Here is a 19750-nt window from a genome sequence, read left to right as displayed (position 1 = left end):
CAACTGAGAAGGATATAAGAATCTAACGAGAGTTGCGGCATAGGGAACGATAAAATAAATTTAGATTTCAACAATACGAACGATTTTTTGTGTTGGAATCTTACCCCCGAATATCGGGACAAATTCATATAATAAGATGTTTCAAGAAGAATATGATGTAATTGTGGTGGGTGCTGGTCATGCCGGTTCTGAGGCTGCGGCTGCTGCAGCTAACCTGGGTTCAAAAACCCTGTTGGTAACCATGAGCCTGCAAAACATTGCGCAAATGTCTTGTAATCCTGCTATGGGAGGAATTGCAAAAGGGCAAATCGTGCGTGAAATTGATGCGCTTGGTGGGTACTCCGGTATTGTCTCAGACAGGACGGCTATCCAATTCAAGATGTTGAACAAATCAAAAGGACCTGCGATGTGGTCGCCAAGAGTTCAAAGTGACCGTATGCGGTTTGCGGAAGAATGGCGATTGATGTTGGAAGGAACTCCAAATCTGGATTTTTACCAAGAGATGGTGAAGGGCCTGATTATAGAAAATGGAAAAGTAAAAGGAATACGCACCGCGCTGGGTATTGAAATAAAAGCGAAGTCGGTGGTGTTGACTAACGGAACTTTCCTTAACGGTCAAATCCATATTGGCGATAAAAACTTCGGTGGGGGAAGAGCAGGCGAAAGCGCTTCGGTTGGAATTACTGAAGACTTAATCAATGCTGGTTTCGAAGCTGGAAGAATGAAGACGGGAACACCTCCGAGAGTGGACGGGCGTTCTTTGGATTATTCGAAAATGAATGAGGAAAAAGGAGATGCTAAACCGGATAAGTTTTCTTATTCTGATTTAACCACGCCTTTGACTCATCAAAGATCATGTCATATGACTTATACTTCTCTAGAGGTGCATGATATTTTAAGAGAAGGTTTTGATCGTTCTCCGATGTTTAACGGAAGAATTAGAAGCCTTGGACCGAGATATTGTCCGTCTATTGAAGACAAGATAAATCGTTTTGCCGACAAAGAAAGACATCAGTTGTTTATCGAACCGGAGGGATGGAAAACCTGTGAGGTTTATGTGAATGGTTTTTCCACTTCGCTTCCTGCAGATATTCAGTTTAAGGCGATGAAGTCTATTGCCGGTTTTGAAAACGTGAAATTCCTGCGTGCGGGTTATGCGATCGAATACGATTACTTTCCGCCAACGCAGTTGAGACATACCTTAGAAACTAAGTTAGTCGAAGGTTTGTATTTTGCTGGACAGATTAATGGAACCACAGGTTATGAAGAAGCGGCTTCCCAAGGATTGATGGCTGGGATTAATGCGCATTTGAAAGTGCATGAAAAAGAGCCTTTGATTTTGAGAAGGGATGAAGCCTATATTGGGGTTTTGATTGATGATTTGATTACTAAGGGAACAGAAGAGCCTTACCGAATGTTTACCTCGCGAGCAGAGTACCGTACGTTATTGCGTCAGGACAATGCCGATTTTAGATTGACGCCTAAGGGACATGAAATAGGATTGGCTTCTGAATTGCGTTTGCGTCGCATGGAGCATAAATTGAAAGAGTCGAATAATATGGTGTCTTTTTTCAGAGAGACTAGTGTTAGTGTTGCAGAAGCAAACCCAATATTAGAATCAAAAGATACTGCGCTGATCACTCAAGGAGATAAATTATTTAAGGTCTTTTCCCGTCCTCAAATTGATTTGAATGATATCATGAAGTTTGATAAAGTGAAGAGTTATATTGAAGCGAATGATTTAGACGAGGAAATTTTAGAGCAAGCTGAAATCCAAGTCAAGTATTCTGGTTATATAGAGAAAGAAAGAAATAACGCGGATAAATTGACTCGTTTAGAAGATGTGAAAATCCCAGAGGATTTTGATTATCATAAAATAAAATCGATGTCCATTGAAGCCAGGCAAAAACTAACTAAAATTCGGCCGGTGACTATTTCACAGGCATCGAGAATTAGCGGGGTTTCCCCAAGTGACGTGTCGGTGCTGTTGATTTACATGGGAAGGTAAGGAAGTGTTCAGTTTTTAGTAAGCAGTTTAGTTTTGTAGCTTGTTATAGTTTCGAGTTGTGCTGAAAGTGTAATTGTTTTTGATAAACACATATTCAAATTTTAATTGCTACAATACTATTTATGATAATGTAAACCACCACCTGATTACTGGCAGCTGAATACTGAACACTAAAAAAATGTTCCACGTGAAACTACGGCCGTAAGCCTTGTTATTGCTAAGGAGCTTCTGTTATAAAAATAAATAAATTTTAATATTTGATTTTCAAGCTTCACGATTAAACTGACGACTGAAAACTGACGACTGATAACTAACAATGGATATTTCAAATAAAAAACATTTCCTTACAATAAAAGATCATTCTGTTTCCAAAGAAACATTTGACTTATACCACGATGAAACGACGGACATGTTAATTACATATCCGCAACCCAGTTTAGATAACTTGGGTAAGTATTATGAAAGCGAAGATTACATTTCGCATACGGACGGGAAACGATCGTTATTTGAAAAGGCATACCATTTTGTAAAGGGCATTGCTTTAAAAAACAAGTTGCAGTTGATCAATTCACAGCAGCCTAATAAAGGAAGTATTTTAGACATTGGTGCTGGAACCGGAGATTTTTTGGCTGTGGCCAAGGAGAACGGTTGGGAAACAGTAGGCGTGGAGCCGAGTGATAAAGCAAGAGCTATTGCATTGAAAAAAGCAGTTTCATTTGTGGAGGATACTTCTGGATTGGAAAGCCATTCTTTTGACGTGATTACGATGTGGCATGTTTTAGAACATGTTCCTAATCTGGATAAGCAAATAAAAGAATTGAAGCGATTGCTAAAACCATCGGGTACTTTAATTGTTGCCGTTCCTAATTTTAAATCTTTCGATGCAAAATATTACGGAAGCTTCTGGGCGGCTTATGATGTGCCGATTCATTTCTGGCACTTTTCGAAAAAAGCCATAAAAATAATTTTTGAAAAAGAAGACATGGAATTAGAAAAAGTACTGCCGATGAAATTTGACTCTTTTTATATCAGCCTGTTGTCAGAAAAATACAAACACGGAAAAATGAATTTCATTAAGGCCTTTTTTGTCGGATTACAGTCTAATATAAGAGCGAAGCAAAACAACGAGTATTCATCCCACATTTACGTCCTAAAAAACAAATAAATTGAATTTTAAGGTGATTTAAGTCGCGATTTCCTTCATAGCGTGCATTCGTATTGCTTATTTTGATTTCGAGGCTTATTTGAGAGCTCTTAAAGTCAATATTTATAGAATAAAGTTATAAGTTCATTCTTCTTAATAAGAAAATCTGATAGTATAAATTTTAGCCAATTTTCAAAGTTTATGAGGATACTATCTATTTTTTTATATTTTTGCTCTAAACACGTAAACACATAAATTACAAATAAACCAAAATGAAAAAAGTATTATTAATTATCGCAATTTCTATTTCAGTTATTGCTTGTAACAAAACCGCAGAGGTTAAAGAAGTAAAAACGGCTTACGTAGATACTTCAGTGTTGATGAAAGAATATACAGAAGCGAAAGACCTTGAAGCAAAATATAAAGCACAGTCTGAAGAAAAAGGAAGACAATTAGACGCAGAGATTAAACGTTTCAAACAAGACGCTGCTAATTTTCAAAGCCAAGCACAGGCAAACGGTCAAGCTTGGGCACAGCAAAAAGGAGCTGAATTGCAAAAAAGAGAGCAACAATTGAGTTATGCACAACAAGCATTATCACAACAATTGCAACAGGAAAGTGGAACAGAAATGGACACTTTAGTAAGTGGAGTAAAAAAATTCATCAAAGCATATGGTAAAGAAAAAGGATATTCTTATATCTATGGAACAGGTGATGCTGCATCCGTTTTATATGCTGAAGAGAAATACGACATTACAAAAGATATCATAAAGGCATTAAATGACAAGTACAAAGCGGCTGCAAAAACAGAAGAGAAAGTAGAAGATAAAACAGAAGATAAAACAGAGGAAAAGAAATAAGTTTCTTTTTTATTAATAATCAACAAACCTCCATTCTTGAATTAGAAAGGAGGTTTTTTTTTGGTTTATCTATTGGTACTTGCGTGATCATTCCTTTTTGTTTCGTATTTCAAAACAGGATTTAATCCTTAAAAAAAAGTACTTTTACGTTCTTCTATTTCCATTTTTGATAGAAAACTTAAAAATTTGGTCCAATACATTCCGTCTCTAATCTATACGTCTATGCAAACCGTTTCCGAAGCCGCTGCTTATACCTTACAGTTCATCAACCAGACCCAGCGCTCTGTTTTTCTAACTGGAAAAGCAGGTACGGGGAAGACCACGCTTTTAAAAGAAATTATTGCAACTACCCATAAGAATACGGTGGTAGTTGCACCTACGGGTATTGCCGCTTTGAATGCAGGCGGTGTTACTATTCATTCCATGTTTCAATTGCCGTTTGGAGGATTTATTCCTGCCTTTGGTGTCGATTCCCAGTTTACAGATACGGTGAAATTTGAATCCAAGGATACTTTGCGCCGGCATTTTAAAATGAGTGGGTTGAAGAAATCAGTGATTCGCAATATGGAATTGTTGGTGATTGACGAAGTGAGTATGCTCCGCGCTGACTTGCTTGATGCGATGGATTACATGATGCAAACGGTGCGCAAGAACACCAATCCCTTTGGAGGCGTTCAAGTATTATTCATCGGAGACTTATTGCAATTGCCACCAGTAATTCGGGATGAGGAATGGCGTACGCTGCGCAACTATTACAAAGGAAAATTCTTTTTCCATTCGCATGCCGTACAGCAAAGTCCGCCTTTGTACATTGAGTTGTCAAAAATATACCGTCAAACCGACACCGAGTTTATTTCGGTTCTGAACAATCTACGAAACAATCAGATTACCGCGACTGATGTTCAGGCGCTGAATAAGTATGTTAAACCTGATTTTGATTTAAAAAACAACAAAGGTTATATCACGCTAACGACGCACAATAACAAAGCAGATGCTATGAACGCGCAAGCTTTGGAAGATTTAAAAGGGGAGTTGATTACTTACAAGCCAGATATCGTAGGTGATTTTCCCGAGAAGATTTTCCCGCTAGAAGAACGCTTAAAGTTAAAACTGGGGGCACAGGTGATGTTCGTGAAAAACGATCTTTCGACCGATAAGAACTATTTCAATGGAAAAATGGGAGTGATAAAATCCCTTTCGAGCCAGGAAATTCTGGTTCATTTTCCGGAAGAAGATAAAACGATAGAAGTCGAAAAATACGAATGGCAAAACATCCGGTACAAAATCGATCCCGCTACAAAGGAAATAGAGGAGGAGGTTTTAGGAACTTTTGTTCATTATCCTATCAAACTAGCATGGGCCATTACGGTGCATAAAAGTCAAGGATTGACTTTTGACAAGGCCGCGATTGATGTTTCGCAAGTTTTTATGCCAGGTCAGGCTTATGTCGCGTTATCGCGTTTACGTTCGTTAGAAGGGCTTATTTTGTTATCTCCGTTGCGTATGAACGGGATTTCTAACGACCAGGATGTAATGGATTACTCTTTAAACAAGGCTTCAGATGAATTGTTGAAAAATTCCCTACATTTTGAAACTAAGAATTTCATCCATAACTATTTGATGCACAGTTTTGACTGGGCTACTTTAGCACAGGAATGGCGCAATCACAAGTACAGCTATGGCGATAAGTCGGAGAGTTCCGCTAAATCAAAACATGCACTTTGGGCCACAAAGCAAATGGAAACCATCGATTCCCTTTTGGATCCATCAAAAAAATTCATGGGGCAACTCAACAAAATATTCAATAACGAAACCGTCGATTTAATTCATGTTTCTGAGAGGATTGAAGCCGCTTTTGGGTATTTCTTCAAACCCATGGACGACTTGGTTTTTGAAATCTTATGGAAATTGGAAGAAGTGAAGCGTGTCAAGAAAAGCAAGGCCTATTATGACGAGCTGATTGTGCTCGAAGAATTACAGACAAAAGCCGTTTTGCGATTGATGAAAGCCAAGCTTTTGATAGAAACCGTTGTTGCGGGCGAAACTATTTCGAAAGAAAAACTAACTTCTGATGAAATAAAAAGGTACATCAGCAGAAAAACGGAAGCGATTCAAAGCCAATTCAAGAAAGAAAATGTCACTTTAATCGAGGACGAAGCCGACTTGCAACGTTATACTTCTAAAAAAGCGACTAAGAAAGCACCCAAAAAATCTACCGTTCAGGAAACCTATGAATTGTGGGTAGAAAAAAATTCAATTGCGGATATTGCCACCATCAGAGTGCTTACAAAACAAACTATTTACTCGCATTTTGTCCAACTGATACAAACTAAAGCCGTGTCTATTACGGAGGTTTTACCCGAGGATAAAATACAGACATTAGCGCAAGCTTTCCAAGGATATAAAGAAGAATCGCTCAATGCATTAATGGAGAAAAACAGTGATAAATTCACGTGGAACGAAGCCCGAATGTACAAAGCGACCTTAAATTAGAGCTTGTAATCGTTTATCATTTACTTTACAATTAATGGTTTAATAATTTATTAGTGATTTTATGAAAAAGTTATTTCACTCATTTTTTTTGTTTTTTATTGCTTTTTGTTTTGGACAACCCAAATATAAACAGATAAAAAATGATTCGATTCAGGTCATTGTTTGCACAGCGCCTAGTGATGATATGAACAATTTAAACGAAGATGCTATTTATAATGTTTTAGGAGTAGAGGTAAAGCCTATTTTTCCTGGAGGATGGATAAAATTGGACGAGTTCGTAAAAATGAATTATCAAGTCCCCCTAATTAACGGTCAAAAAATTAAAGGTAAAATCAGTACAACCGTTATTATAGAAAAAGATGGCAATATTTCTAATATTTCGATAATAAAAGATTTGGGCTACGGTATTGGAAAAGAAGCAGAAAGAGTTTTAATGATGATGCCCAAGTGGACACCTGCAATGGTAAATGGTAAGCCCGTTAGATGTTTATATGCAATCCCAATTCAGCTGCCCTAGTAACTTTATACACAGCCGAGCCCGCAGACATTTACCTAACTGGATCGTTAATGTGGATGTGCGATCCAAATGATTTTATGGTTTATTTTAAAATACGAATTTGTATCTAAATTTTTTGGATGCAGCAATCTCACAATTATATTCAACAATCTAGTTCATATATTCTAGTGACCATTCATCATGTAATAATCGTATATTTGAAAGTGACAATTTCAATATTAAACCCGAAGATAAAATACAGACCTTAGCACAAGCTTTCCAAGGATATAAAGAGGAATCGCTCAATGCATTAATGGAGAAAAACAGTGATAAATTCAAGTGGAACGAAGCCCGAATGTACAAAGCGACCTTGAATTAGTTTTTATTTTTAGCTTTTTAGTAGCACAACGATAATGGTTTTTAAGAACGAATCCTCCCGCTATCCGTTGCAATCTTGTGGGGCATATACTTCCGCCCCAAAAGGATTTCCACTGCTATCTGGGCTAAGGATAGATTTTGGTTTTTTATAATTACCAATGGTAAGATATTTATTATATATTTGAATAACAATAGGGTGTGATGTCTATCAGACCTATCTTAAAGTGGTATCAAATATGAAAAAAGTACTTCAAATAATTTGTATTAATATTTTAATTTCAAATTTCTCATACTCACAAAGTCAGGATAGTGAAAAGAATGTCATTAAATATTTCGATCAAAATTATAGCCCACTTACTCAAAAAGAATTTGAAAACATAAGACGGACAAATAAATTTTTGGACATCCAAGGTGATTCTATTAATCATAAAGTTCTTTTAGTTAGAGAGGAGCAAGGAACGATACAAAATAAAGAAACCTTTGATTTAATGCTAAGTTCCGCATCAAATAATAAAATTGATTCCTCAAAACCAATAGTCATAATTTATTACCCAGGAAAAGATTGGTGTAATTCCAGTGGTTCTGCTACTAGAAGAACAGTGAGAAAATCGTTCAACAAAATGGAAAAAGGAATTAATAAAATAAAAAAATCAACAATTATATACATTTATAAAGATGCTGTTGGACTATATGGTAAAAATGATGGATTCAAGGAGTGGATTCAAGATCCTGGAAATCATATTGAAAGACTCTTTTTTCAACATCATTATTCATGTAGTAGTTTTGTCGTTATCTCTTCAAGAGGCGATTATATTAGTTATTTTGGAGAGTTTTCTAAAGTGCTTGTATTGAAAGCAGTGACCACAATAACTAGTTTTAAATAGAGTATTTGAACTTAACTATAAGCTATTTGGATCAGTAATATTCCTTTAATCTTTTGTTTTAACCATAACATTATTTCTAAATTTAAAAGAAATTAGTCCTAAACTGTGATTTTTTGTGATCGAATGCGAATAATACTATATCAATAAAAGAGAATCGTGAACGAAAACATAAAACTAAATCGGTTTCAGGAAATCATTAAAGAAAATAAAGGAATCTTGTATAAGGTTATAACTATTTACTGCAAGGATACCGAAGACAAGAAAGATCTCGAACAAGAGATTTTAATACAGTTATGGAAGGCACTAGATAAATATAATGATACCTACAAAATTTCGACATGGATGTATAGAATTGCAATGAATGTTGCTATTTCTTTCTACAGAAAAACAGCAAGTACCATCTCCAATATATCTATTGATTCCATATTTATTGAAAAAGAATATGCGGAACAAGATCATGATGACATAGACAATGTAAAGATTTTAAACCAATTTATTGATCAATTAAATGAATTTGATAAAGCTCTTATTTTACTTTATTTAGAAGATTTCAGTTATGTAGAAATTAGCGAAATTATTGGTATTACAGAGACAAACGTAGGAAGTAAAATAAACAGAATTAAAAATAAATTAAAAAAAATACATCAAGATGGAAGTAAACGAGCTTAAAGAAATCTGGAAAAAAGACCAAGAGAAACTAATCGAGAGAATTGAGGTAAATGAAAAAAGAATCAATGAAATAACCATCCAAAATTCTAAAAAGTAAACTAGAGGAATATATGAATATTTCTATAAAGGGTAGAAATATTGCATTGCTATATGCTGCGTTATCATTAACTCTTGCGTGGAAAGTAAAAGAGGAATTAGTGTATAGTTTACCTGCAGTAATAGCCGCAGTTGCAATGGTTCTTTCCTTTTTTCAACACCTACCACTTAAAAAAGCGGATTACAGTTTGATGAATATTATTGATTTGCAGAGCACAATTTATAAGTTTCAAGTTCATATTTTAAAATATTCTAAATTTGATATGGGCATTGTAGCTTTATGGTTATTAACATCAATTCCTATTCTTTTAAAGATAATCTTTAAACTCGCTATTTTTTCAAATTTTATTGCTTTAGGTGTTTTCATTTTATTCGGAACTATAGTACTATTAAAAATGTTTTCTACGGATATTTATAAAAAATGGGATAAAGAATTAATGGAAGCACAATCTCGATTAAATGATATTCAAGAGTTTGAATTAGAGTAAACTATATTTAATTGTAGAAACGTCAGTCAGAATACTTTTAGTATTTATCCGTGCCCACAAACCATATCCACAATAGATCTACTTACTATTACCCAACTGGCCCTCGTTTGTCTTCAGCTCTGGTGCTTGACTTCGTCGAGTCCAGATCGCCCGGATTTTCCCAAATCGTGAGCGCGGATTTGCAATCCGTGCTCACGAACTGTATCTACAATACACCTACCTTTTTTTAAGAGAAACCCCAACTGGCACCCGTTTGTCCTCAACTCTGGTGCTCGTTTTCAACGAGTACCAACTTAAATTTAATGAACAAAACGTAGCGTTTGCAACGCGGTCAAAATAATAAATATCGATTTCCAATAATAAACTGCGATCGGGCTTAGATTGGACTAATATTATTTTTTTGAGAATGGTCCTTGGTCTTGTTTTAAAAGACGGATTTGTATCTAAATTTTTAGATGCAGCAGCTGAGATTGCTTCGTTCCGCGCAAAGACATAAACCCGAGCGAGCGGATATGTTTGTACCCAGACTGATAGCGCGGATTTGCAATCCGTGCCCACAAACCATATCCACAATAGATCTACTTTTCATTATCTTACTTATCTTTTTTAAGGAACAGCTCTAAAATACACTACTTCTACATCATTAGCTAAACCACTATAATTTCTTGCTTCTCTTTATGGTCACGTAATACAATTCCGTGCTAACGTGTAGTTGATTTATCCGTGAGATCTGTTGTTATTAATCATAAAATAACACCCAATTTGTCGTATATTTGATAGTAACTATTTACTCCACAATTTTCAATATAAAATCAAGTAGTTATGAACTATTCTGTAAAAGCCAGTATTTCCTCTAATAAAAATGCTGCGGTACATATAAAAGAATCTGAGATTAGTTTTGGGATTTCTCCTGATACAGAAGCTAGTTTACCCAATCCGGCAGAGTTGTTTCTGGGATCCTTTTCGGCTTGTATTCTTAAAAATGTAGCGCGATTTTCGGTGATGATGAATTTTGAATATTCAAAAGCAGAATTAACGGTAAATGCGATACGACTAGAAAAGCCACCAAGAATGGATGAAATACAGTATGAATTGGTCATCTACAGTCAAGACGAAAGTTTAAATATTGATTTACTTCAAAAGAATATTGAAAAGTTTGGAACTATCTTCAATACGGTTAAAGCTAGCTGCTTAGTTAGCGGTACAATAAAAAAAATAGCAGTCTAGAAAGAGGAAGTGAGCGATTGTAAATTCGGTTTTTAATTGACCCGCTGCAGCTAAAACGGCATAAAGTAAGACGCTTAGAATCCCAGAAAACAGTGCCGAAACCAAATCAATAGCGTATTTTTGCCTAATGCAAAAAAATATCCAAACTTCTCAATTTGAATTTGTCGCACTTATGGCGTCCTTAATGTCCGTGGTGGCATTAGCGATTGATGCCTTATTGCCGGCGCTAGATATTATTGGGATTACTATTGGTACTACTGAAGTCGTGGATAACCAATTGCTTATCACGATGATTTTTCTTGGTCTTGGGTTTGGCCCATTGGTTTTTGGCCCGCTTTCCGATAGTTTTGGTAGAAAGCCAGTAGTTTACATGGGTTTTGCCTTGTTTATTGCGGCTAGTTTCATTTGTGTAAATGCGACAAGTCTAGAAGTGATGGTTATAGGAAGGATTTTGCAAGGAATAGGCCTTTCTGCACCCAGAACGATGAGCATTGCTATTATTCGGGATATGTACAGCGGAGATTATATGGCGCGTATCATGTCCTTTGTCACCGTTGTTTTTATATTAGTTCCCGTGATTGCTCCAGCCATGGGTAAATTTATTCTTGATTACTACAATTGGCACGGGATTTTCTATGTTCAGGTTTTTATCAGTATTTTGGTTTCGTGGTGGTTCTGGAAACGACAACCGGAGACTTTATCCGTTGAAAACAAGAAAATTTTTTCTAAAAAAGGTTTTATTAGCGAGTGCAAGGAACTAACAAAATACAAGAGGACCTTTGGTTTTACCATTATTGCGGGGTTTGTTACCGGATCTTTTATGGTGTATCTCAGCAGTTCCCAGCAAATATTTCAGAATCAATATGATTTGAAGGAAGAGTTTCCATACATTTTTGCCGGATTGGCAATATCAATAGGTGCAGCCGTTTTCCTCAACGGAGTATTGGTAATAAAGTACGGGATGGAAAAATTGATTACCACAGCTTTAGTTTCCTTTTTTCTAGTTTCGGTGACTTATATCGCGCTATTCTATAATATGCCAAATCCAGATGTTCGTATTTTGCTGCTGTTTTTTGCACTTCAATTTTTCAGTATCGGTTTTCTTTTCGGCAATTTACGTGCCATGGCGATGGAACCAGTAGGGCATATCGCCGGAATTGCAGCAGCTGTCACGGGCTTTATTTCGACTATAATGGCTGTTCCTATCAGTATCTATATTGGACGGTTTATTGCTGAAACAGCGTTGCCGCTGTTTGTTGGTTTTTCAATATGCGCGGCCCTGTCCATTAGTTTGCTTATTTACTTAAAAATAGATGAGAAACGAGGCACTCTGACTCCTTAAAAAAGCACCCAAGCAAGCGAACTGACGCAGTTATCTTGCAGGGAATACACTTCTGCTCGTCAATTTTTCCACTGCCGTCGCGGCTACCGAGTCTGTTTATTTATTGTGATACCATTAGCAATCGGCGTAAGATAATTGTTATATATTTGAGTGTATGTAATGGACGACGTTTGTCGTACCGATGCACAAGTTTTGGCCAATATAAAAAAATCGAATAAATTTAAACAGGATGAAAATAGAAAATGTAACGATTGCAGGAGGGGGAACATTAGGCTCACAAATCGCTTGGCAAACCGCTTTCATGGGGTTTAATGTAATGGTTTATGATGCTTTTGACAAAGGATTAGAAGTGAGTAAAGCATTTCACAAACAATATGCTGAACTGTTCAGTACGCGTAGAGGAGCTTCGAAAGAAGACATCGAACAAACGTTAAGTAGATTAAGCTATTCAACGAATTTGGCTGAAGCCTTAAAGAACGCTGATTTACTGAGTGAATCTGTTCCTGAAAACGTGGAAATTAAAATAAGTTTTTACAAAGAGTTGGCGAAAGTTGCACCAGAAAAAACAATTTTTACTACCAATTCTTCCACCACTTTGCCCAGCGATTATGCTGCCTATACGGGTCGTCCCGAAAAGTTTTTAGCGCTGCACTTTGCTAATGGAATATGGGACACGAATATTGGGGAAGTGATGGGACATGCAGATACAGACCCTGAAATATTTGAAAGAGTGGTGCAGTTTGCCTCTGAAATTGGGATGATACCCATTCCAATACACAAAGAGCAAAATGGATACATATTAAATACCTTAATGGTGCCATTACTCACTGCGGCGCAAGAATTATTTTTTAACGGAGTTTCAGATGTTGAAAGCATTGACAAAACCTGGATGATTACCATGGGAACGAAAATGGGCCCTTTTGGTATCCTAGATAAGATAGGGATGCAGACGGCGTATAATGTAAGCATGCTTTGGGGTACAAAATTAGGAGACCAAAAAAGGCTTGATCGTGCTGCCATCATTAAATCAGATTTTATCGATAAAGGGAAAATGGGAGTAAGCAGTGGGGAAGGATTTTACAAATATCCAAATCCAAGATATGCCGATGCTGATTTTCTAAAATAGGCAGACCGCTATTCCTGTACTAAATGTTGGTGCCATCAGCATAGAAGGAGAAAAACGGAAGTCGTTTAAATCCCTCGCGAAGGTTCGGTGAGGGTTAGCAGTAATTTTATCCCAACAGAACTATGGTAGCAAATTGGCAACATACGAAGACAATTAGTGACGGCGAAAAATATGAAATCAACGGTATAAATATTTGGAAATATAAATGGGTAGAGACAGGAGAAAAGATTAACATAAAAGACCCTCTTTACGGTCAGCAGTATAATTTTACTATTTATAAGATTGGAAATCCAGAAATTAATATCGAATTTGCCGCTGGTGAATTCTCTAATTGTGTTTGGGGAATCTATGAAAATAAAAGTAGTGCAATTTTAGACAGCAAAACAAAGTCTAAAAAGCCCTTTTTCATGACGTTGATAAATAAATATTTAGGGTCGCATAAATGACACGTTACTTAATATTAAAAAACGCCCCGCGTATTTTCATACATGGGGCGTTTTTTTAGTTGCAAACTCCACGGCTTATTTTCCGTTGCTTAAAAAACTCAAAAACACTGATTTGTAAAGCCTTAATGAGTTAAATGTTAAAAAAACAGTAAAATGTTTTTTTATTTCAAAGCAAGTGCTTAGTTTTGTACCGTATTAAAATAGTAATGGCAAGAAGTAAACAATATAATGAACAGGAGGTGATAGAAAAAGCAATGTCTTTGTTCTGGCGCAATGGATATGAAAATACCTCTGTACGTATGTTGGAAAAAGAAATGGGCATTAACCAATTTTCTATTTATGCCAGTTTTGGAAACAAACAGGGCGTTTTTTTAGAAAGTCTAAAATGTTACAAAAGCAAAGTAAACAGTATGTTTGAAAAACTCAAAAATGCTACTAGCGGAGTGAATGACATTAAAGATTTTTTTTACGATTCCATAAGAATTCCGTCTGAAATGGGCGATCAGAAGGGTTGCTTACTGACTAATACTTATAACGAATTTGCTGAAGATGAAGACCAGAAGATTAAGGAGCAAATGGCTGAATTCATGAATAACCTTAAGGAAATATTCATCGAAAAATTAAGAATGGATAAAACGAAAGACGAAGCAACCATAGTAAAGCAAGCCAACTACTTAGTATTGGCAAAACATGGTTTGGCGGCTGCTTCAAGAGTGAACACTACAAAAGAAATCGAGGATTATATTGAAGTAACTTTCAATAACCTATAAGCTTTTTTTTGACCATAAACTAAGCATATGCTTAGATATAAATTAAATACTAATATTTAAAGAATAATACCATGACAACATTAAAAGTACACAACATCGAATCGGCTCCAGAAGCAAGCAAACCATTATTAGAAGACTCTCAAAAAGCATATGGTATGATACCAGGACTACACGGCGTTTTAGCAGGGTCTCCAGGGATACTTAAAGCATACCAAAGCATACACGAATTATTTGTAGATTCCTCTTTTGACAACGAAGAGTTGACTGTGGTATGGCAAACTATTAACGTAGAGCATGAATGTCATTACTGTGTGCCGGCACATACCGGAATTGCGGCAATGATGAAAGTAGATGAAGCTATTACAACAGCTCTACGCGACAGAACGCCACTTGAAAGCCCAAAATTAGAAGCTTTACGTGACATGACTTTAATTATTGTTCGTAATCGCGGTCAGGTTTCTAAAGAAGAGTTGGAAGCATTCTACACTGCAGGATACGGTGAAAGACAAGTTTTAGATATCATTTTAGGATTGTCTCAAAAAGTAATCAGTAACTACACTAACCATATTGCAAACACCCCGGTAGATGCTGCATTCCAAAAATTTGCTTGGAAGAAATAATTAAAAAGAATAGCAAGTCACCAGCTGTAATGTAATTATTTGGGCAGACCATCCGCCCTCCGTTCGCGCTTTTTTTGTTCCGTTACACTACACAAAAAAGAGCTCCACTCAGGTCGGGCTGCGGGAACAATGTAAAGTACATAAAATCAGGTTTGTGACTTGTTATTTATATCTTTATACAACAAACGGGTATAGGATTCGCAAAAGAGATGCGGGAGACTATACTTCACTCTAATTTTAAAAACAAACAGTTATGATCAAAGTTAGCATAATGTATCCAAACGGTCCTGAGACGACCTTTGATGTCGATTATTATAAAAATTCTCACCTTCCCATGATAGCTCAATCCTTAGGCGATGCGTTGATAAGCATAGAATTCAATGTAGGAATAGGAGGTAGAGAGCCTGGCGAATTAGCACCTTATGTGGCAATAGGACATTTAACATTTGATTCTGTAGAGTCTTTTCAGTCCTCTTTTGCGCCTCATGCGGCAAAATTTGCGGCAGATATACCTAACTACACTAATGTGGTTGGAGAACTTCAAATTAGTGCGATTATTTAACAATCAAATTTAAATCTGTTGATGCTCTTTTATTAGAGATACAAAATGCATCGCATGCAACGCGGTTCTTACAATACAGCAACTTGTAAAAAGGTTGCTTTTTTTATGCAATTGTTTTCGAAAATGCTGTACTCGAGATGAAATGGTTCAAACAGATACCGTCATGACTAGACTAATCCTTATTAACGCGAAATTATATTGGTCACAGCAAACGAAATTAAAAGTGCTTTGTCTTTGCCGCGCCTGCTTTGTTAGGACTTCAAGTCTAATACCAAAGAATTTATGCTTTAGTAAAAACAGTTTTGGTATAATACAAGAGGAGTGCTAAACAATCTCGATGCTAATGGTATTAAAACAGGGTATTTAAAACTTGTTATGCGTTTGGACTGCAGCATGTAATTAAATAAAAAACTACGCCTTAAACTGCTTAAAAAGTGGCTTTTTGGTATAAAAAACATCATGGCTAATCCATTCCCTAACGACGCAATAGCGGTATGCTCTTGTGAGCTCATTTTTTTACAAAAGCAAAAGAGATAGAGGCTGCCGAAGTGTGTGAACCAGATATTGCTCTTAAAACAGAAAAATAGAAATTAGTTGAAAAAAGGGGGCGCAGACACGCAGAACAAATAAACGTAAACCATTAAATAATCAGTGAATAAAAGTGCTATTTTTAGAGCGACACATGATTTAAATTAAACCAAAATGGAAATAAGAGAGGTTAATATAAAAAATATTGCGCAGTATTGTATGAACAATGTGTTTAGAAAAGATACTGATAAACCAGGCTTTGTCCACCTTGATTTTGGGAAACAAATAGGTTCCAATCAACTTAGGACAATTATGGTAGAACTAAAGACCGAATTATCAAAGTGTACAATTACACGATTTGATAAACGTTTAGCCTATCAATGGTTAGGGCGTTTTGACCAACAAGTCAGTACGCCGTTCCACTTAGACAATGCTGGCGACCAATCTTTTCTTATGCTGGGATACGAGCCCAGTGAAATACAAAGCAAGTTATACTTAGCCGATTATCACAAATTTTCAAGGGAAAGCGAGGCCGCTCTAAAAGATGATGCTGTTCGGTTCAATCCGATAATTAAAGAAGACGAGTCAGCGCTCAAACCTTATATCTCTGAAGTGTCACCATTTGACAAAGACAGCTATAAAATTGTTTTGATTAACAACAGCAACTCTAAGTCAAATCGTGAAACTCTGGGAGTATTTCACATGGCAAGCATTATAGAACAGGATTTAAGTAAAAGCCGAGTAATAAATTCAATGATGTTAAACATGATTGCTGAAGGCAAAACTAATGAAAACGGAAGTAGTGAAGAGGAGTTTAAGAATACAGACATTGTTAGTATATAGATGGCCCACAAACTAATTCAATTCTCCCTTGTCATTTTATGTTTGCATCGTTATGAGAAATCAGCTTTTTAGAAAAGTAGATTGTACGGAATATGGAGATTCTTCCTTCGATAGAATGACAAATAGGACGTAAGTAGGAATTCTTATGTAGACAATTTATAGCGAACGAATTTATGTTTTGGTATATAACGGATGTAATACGAAAACGGTACAATGTAATTGGACTAGATTGAGCATACAATCGGTAGTAGTGTTTGAACATACAATCACACTCTAAACCGCTTAAAAAAGACCTGTTGTGATGTCAAACATCATAGACATTCTAATGCCTAGCCCAGATAGCAGCGCCATCCTTTTTTGGTCTCGTTTTTTAACGAGACCAAAAAAGATAAAGCGGATAGCTGGAGATTGCTCCTAAAAAAACACCCCCAAATAGCTTTTCGCTTTTTGGGGGTTAGGTCTAAACCATCTTGGGTTTTATATTACAGCGACTCAATCAAAAGCCAAGCTTCTGGATTGTCTGTTTTCTGTATTTCTTTTTTTGCTTTGTCTGCTTCTGCATAGGTAGCATAACTTCCATAAAGTACCGGATATAAACCATATTTATTAACAGCGATGCGTCTGGCTTTGTATCCTAAGTTAGAGAGACGTTTGAATATCTTGTCGGCATTCTTTTCTTCTCTAAATGCACCTGCCATGATGTGATAGGACATTTTACTTTCTTTTACAGAAAGCGTTACCGCTGGCATCGGGCTTTTTATAAAGAAGGTGGCTTCTTGAATTTTATTGTTTACCTGTTTTTGAACGGCTGTTTCAACCAGTACAGTTTCGGAGGCGATTTGGTTTTGATATACGGAATAACCAATACTTGCCGTTAATCCCAACCCTAAAATAAAAATGGCGGCATATTGTAAATACGAACGACCACTTCTTTCTTCAGTGTTTAAAGTAATTACGGTATTCTCTTCTAGTGCTTCAATTTTTTGTTCGAAATTTTCTCTTTTTACAACCGGAGAAACAAAGGCGCTTAAACCGAAAGAACTCGACAAATAATTGGTCTGGTCCAAAGGTTTGAAAACAATGTTGTTGTCTGCGTTAAGACTGATGTTTCCAATGTTTTTTATCGAAAAATCACCATTTGCCTCTAATGCCTTTTTCCAGTTCAATACTTCATATTGAATAGCGCTTACGGCATAATCATAAGAGGTTTTTTCTGCTTGAGCAATATGGTTGGCTAACAGGCCATCGTTATTTTTCAGATTGGCATTGAAAGAGATCATTTTTTTTGGAGGAAAAAAGGAATTAGCGCTTTCAACCCAATGAGCCGATTGAATTTCAGTCAAAAATGCACCGAGTCCAGGAACGGTAACACATTGATAACGATATAAAAGCTCTGCGATGTAAGGTTCGATGTTCATGCATACAAAGTTATACAACCAAAATACTTATCAAAATTTTATTCACAATTTTTATTAACAATCAGCGTAATTTTTTTATACATTTCAACTACAAATATATAGCATGACAGAACAAGATTTATTTTATCTATTGGCATTGCAAAGAGTGGAGGGTGTAGGGGATATTATGGCCAAGAAGCTTCTAACTCATTGCGGTAGTGCCGAGGCAGTTTTTAAAACGAAGACCACTCAACTTGCCGCCATTGATGGCGTGGGTTCGATCTTACTTAGAAACCTAAAAAACCAGGCTGTTTTTGATAAAGCCAATGCAGAACTGGAGTTCATACGAACAAACGAGATCAATGTCGTGCATTTTCAAGGCGAGAATTATCCCGAGCGGTTAAAGCATTGTATTGACGGCCCCTTGTTGTTGTTTACCTCGGGAAAAATTGATTTAAAAAACAGAAAAATAATCAGTATTGTTGGGACACGACAAATCACGTCTTATGGTACGGAATTCTGTCGTAAATTGATCGCCGATTTGGCTCCGCTGGATCCAATAATCGTTAGTGGTTTTGCGTATGGAGTTGATATCGTCGCGCATCAACTAGCGATAGAACACAATTTACAGACAATAGGCATAGTAGCGCATGGTTTGAACCAAATCTATCCTAAAACTCACAAAAAGTATGTCGCCAAAGTCGAAGAGAACGGCGGATTCATGACGGAGTTTTGGAGCACTTCAAATCCGGATAAAGAAAACTTCGTGCGTAGAAATAGAATCGTTGCCGGAATGAGCGAAGCTACGATTGTCATAGAATCAGCAGATAGAGGCGGTTCGTTGATTACTGCTAATATAGCGAATGATTATAACCGCGATGTTTTTGCGGTTCCAGGGCGAGTCACTGATAAATACAGTCAAGGTTGTAATAATCTAATTAAAACCCAAAAAGCAAACGTACTTACCAGCGCCGCTGATCTGGTTTATATCTTGAATTGGGATATCCAGACAAAGACAAAACCAGTACAGAAACAATTGTTTGTGACCTTAGATGATGACGAGCAAAAAGTATACGATTACCTGTTAAAAACAGGAAAGGAAGTGATGGATATTATTGCTTTGCGTTGTGACTTTCCTAATTTACAGGATTTCAGGAATGCTATTGAATATGGAATTGAAAGGCGTGATTCGGCCTTTGCCGGGGAAGTTATTTGAAGCGATTTGAAATAAAAACCCTTTCGATTTTGAAAAAGAAAGGGTGATTATACATTCTTTTATGAAATAGCTTCAAAGCCTAATAATCGATTACTGCTGTATTTGCAAAATATTCATTTATTCCTCTACTCGTTCAATTACTTTAATACTTATTATT

General features: G+C 36.4%; 17 protein-coding genes and 1 pseudogene. 17 read left to right on the top strand and 1 reads right to left on the bottom strand.

Annotation, left to right across the window (positions count from 1 at the left end):
• The first annotated feature begins 136 nt into the window (after positions 1–136).
• The 16 genes from mnmG (at position 137) to A3SG_RS0108320 (ending at position 16980) form a co-directional block, all read left to right on the top strand.
• Positions 137–2008, top strand: a complete 1872-nt coding sequence (mnmG, locus tag A3SG_RS0108405; protein ID WP_016989590.1) for a tRNA uridine-5-carboxymethylaminomethyl(34) synthesis enzyme MnmG — start codon at positions 137–139, stop codon at positions 2006–2008.
• 316 nt (positions 2009–2324) lie between these two features.
• Positions 2325–3173 carry a class I SAM-dependent methyltransferase gene (locus A3SG_RS0108400; protein ID WP_016989589.1) on the top strand — a complete coding sequence of 283 codons (849 nt, stop codon included), beginning with the start codon at positions 2325–2327 and terminating at the stop codon, positions 3171–3173.
• A 251-nt stretch (positions 3174–3424) separates the two neighbouring features.
• Entirely contained in the window at positions 3425–4012 is a 588-nt protein-coding gene (locus A3SG_RS0108395) for an OmpH family outer membrane protein (RefSeq protein WP_016989588.1), read from the top strand.
• Positions 4013–4234: 222 nt separating this feature from the next.
• Positions 4235–6505, top strand: coding sequence for a helix-turn-helix domain-containing protein (locus A3SG_RS0108390; RefSeq protein ID WP_016989587.1), 2271 nt, complete (start codon positions 4235–4237; stop codon positions 6503–6505).
• 61 nt (positions 6506–6566) lie between these two features.
• On the top strand, positions 6567–7022 hold the full coding sequence (locus A3SG_RS19450) for an energy transducer TonB (protein WP_016989586.1): 456 nt from the start codon (positions 6567–6569) through the stop codon (positions 7020–7022).
• A gap of 593 nt (positions 7023–7615) precedes the next feature.
• Positions 7616–8263 carry a hypothetical protein gene (locus tag A3SG_RS0108380; protein WP_016989585.1) on the top strand — a complete coding sequence of 216 codons (648 nt, stop codon included), beginning with the start codon at positions 7616–7618 and terminating at the stop codon, positions 8261–8263.
• A 156-nt stretch (positions 8264–8419) separates the two neighbouring features.
• Complete coding sequence (locus A3SG_RS0108375; protein WP_016989584.1) at positions 8420–8932, top strand: RNA polymerase sigma factor; 513 nt, start codon at positions 8420–8422, stop codon at positions 8930–8932.
• 110 nt (positions 8933–9042) lie between these two features.
• Entirely contained in the window at positions 9043–9516 is a 474-nt protein-coding gene (locus A3SG_RS0108365) for a hypothetical protein (RefSeq protein ID WP_016989582.1), read from the top strand.
• A gap of 822 nt (positions 9517–10338) precedes the next feature.
• Positions 10339–10743, top strand: coding sequence for an OsmC family protein (locus A3SG_RS0108355; RefSeq protein ID WP_016989580.1), 405 nt, complete (start codon positions 10339–10341; stop codon positions 10741–10743).
• A gap of 127 nt (positions 10744–10870) precedes the next feature.
• A complete protein-coding gene (locus A3SG_RS0108350) occupies positions 10871–12085 on the top strand; it encodes a multidrug effflux MFS transporter (RefSeq protein WP_016989579.1) in 1215 nt (404 codons plus the stop codon).
• A 229-nt stretch (positions 12086–12314) separates the two neighbouring features.
• Positions 12315–13211: a 3-hydroxyacyl-CoA dehydrogenase gene (locus A3SG_RS0108345; protein ID WP_016989578.1), complete on the top strand. Its 897-nt coding sequence runs from the start codon at positions 12315–12317 to the stop codon at positions 13209–13211.
• A 122-nt stretch (positions 13212–13333) separates the two neighbouring features.
• On the top strand, positions 13334–13657 hold the full coding sequence (locus A3SG_RS19445) for a hypothetical protein (RefSeq protein ID WP_016989577.1): 324 nt from the start codon (positions 13334–13336) through the stop codon (positions 13655–13657).
• 206 nt (positions 13658–13863) lie between these two features.
• Positions 13864–14427: a TetR/AcrR family transcriptional regulator gene (locus A3SG_RS0108335; protein WP_016989576.1), complete on the top strand. Its 564-nt coding sequence runs from the start codon at positions 13864–13866 to the stop codon at positions 14425–14427.
• A 71-nt stretch (positions 14428–14498) separates the two neighbouring features.
• Positions 14499–15047, top strand: coding sequence for a carboxymuconolactone decarboxylase family protein (locus A3SG_RS0108330; RefSeq protein WP_016989575.1), 549 nt, complete (start codon positions 14499–14501; stop codon positions 15045–15047).
• 253 nt (positions 15048–15300) lie between these two features.
• Positions 15301–15609: an EthD family reductase gene (locus tag A3SG_RS0108325; protein WP_029596685.1), complete on the top strand. Its 309-nt coding sequence runs from the start codon at positions 15301–15303 to the stop codon at positions 15607–15609.
• Positions 15610–16311: 702 nt separating this feature from the next.
• Positions 16312–16980, top strand: a complete 669-nt coding sequence (locus A3SG_RS0108320; protein ID WP_016989573.1) for a hypothetical protein — start codon at positions 16312–16314, stop codon at positions 16978–16980.
• A gap of 482 nt (positions 16981–17462) precedes the next feature.
• On the opposite strand, the gene A3SG_RS0108315 is transcribed toward A3SG_RS0108320, so the two are convergent.
• Positions 17463–18398: an SPOR domain-containing protein gene (locus A3SG_RS0108315; RefSeq protein WP_016989572.1), complete on the bottom strand. Its 936-nt coding sequence runs from the start codon at positions 18396–18398 to the stop codon at positions 17463–17465.
• Between the two features lie 103 nt (positions 18399–18501).
• Between A3SG_RS0108315 and dprA the strand changes: the two are divergent.
• A pseudogene (gene dprA, locus A3SG_RS19440) lies at positions 18502–19603 on the top strand (DNA-processing protein DprA).
• Positions 19604–19750: the final 147 nt, after the last annotated feature.

The sequence above is a fragment of the Flavobacterium sp. ACAM 123 genome, assembly GCF_000264055.1.
GTDB lineage: Bacteria > Bacteroidota > Bacteroidia > Flavobacteriales > Flavobacteriaceae > Flavobacterium.
The sequence above is the reverse complement of the archived record's forward strand: the minus strand, read 5'-3'. Positions and strand labels throughout refer to the sequence as shown.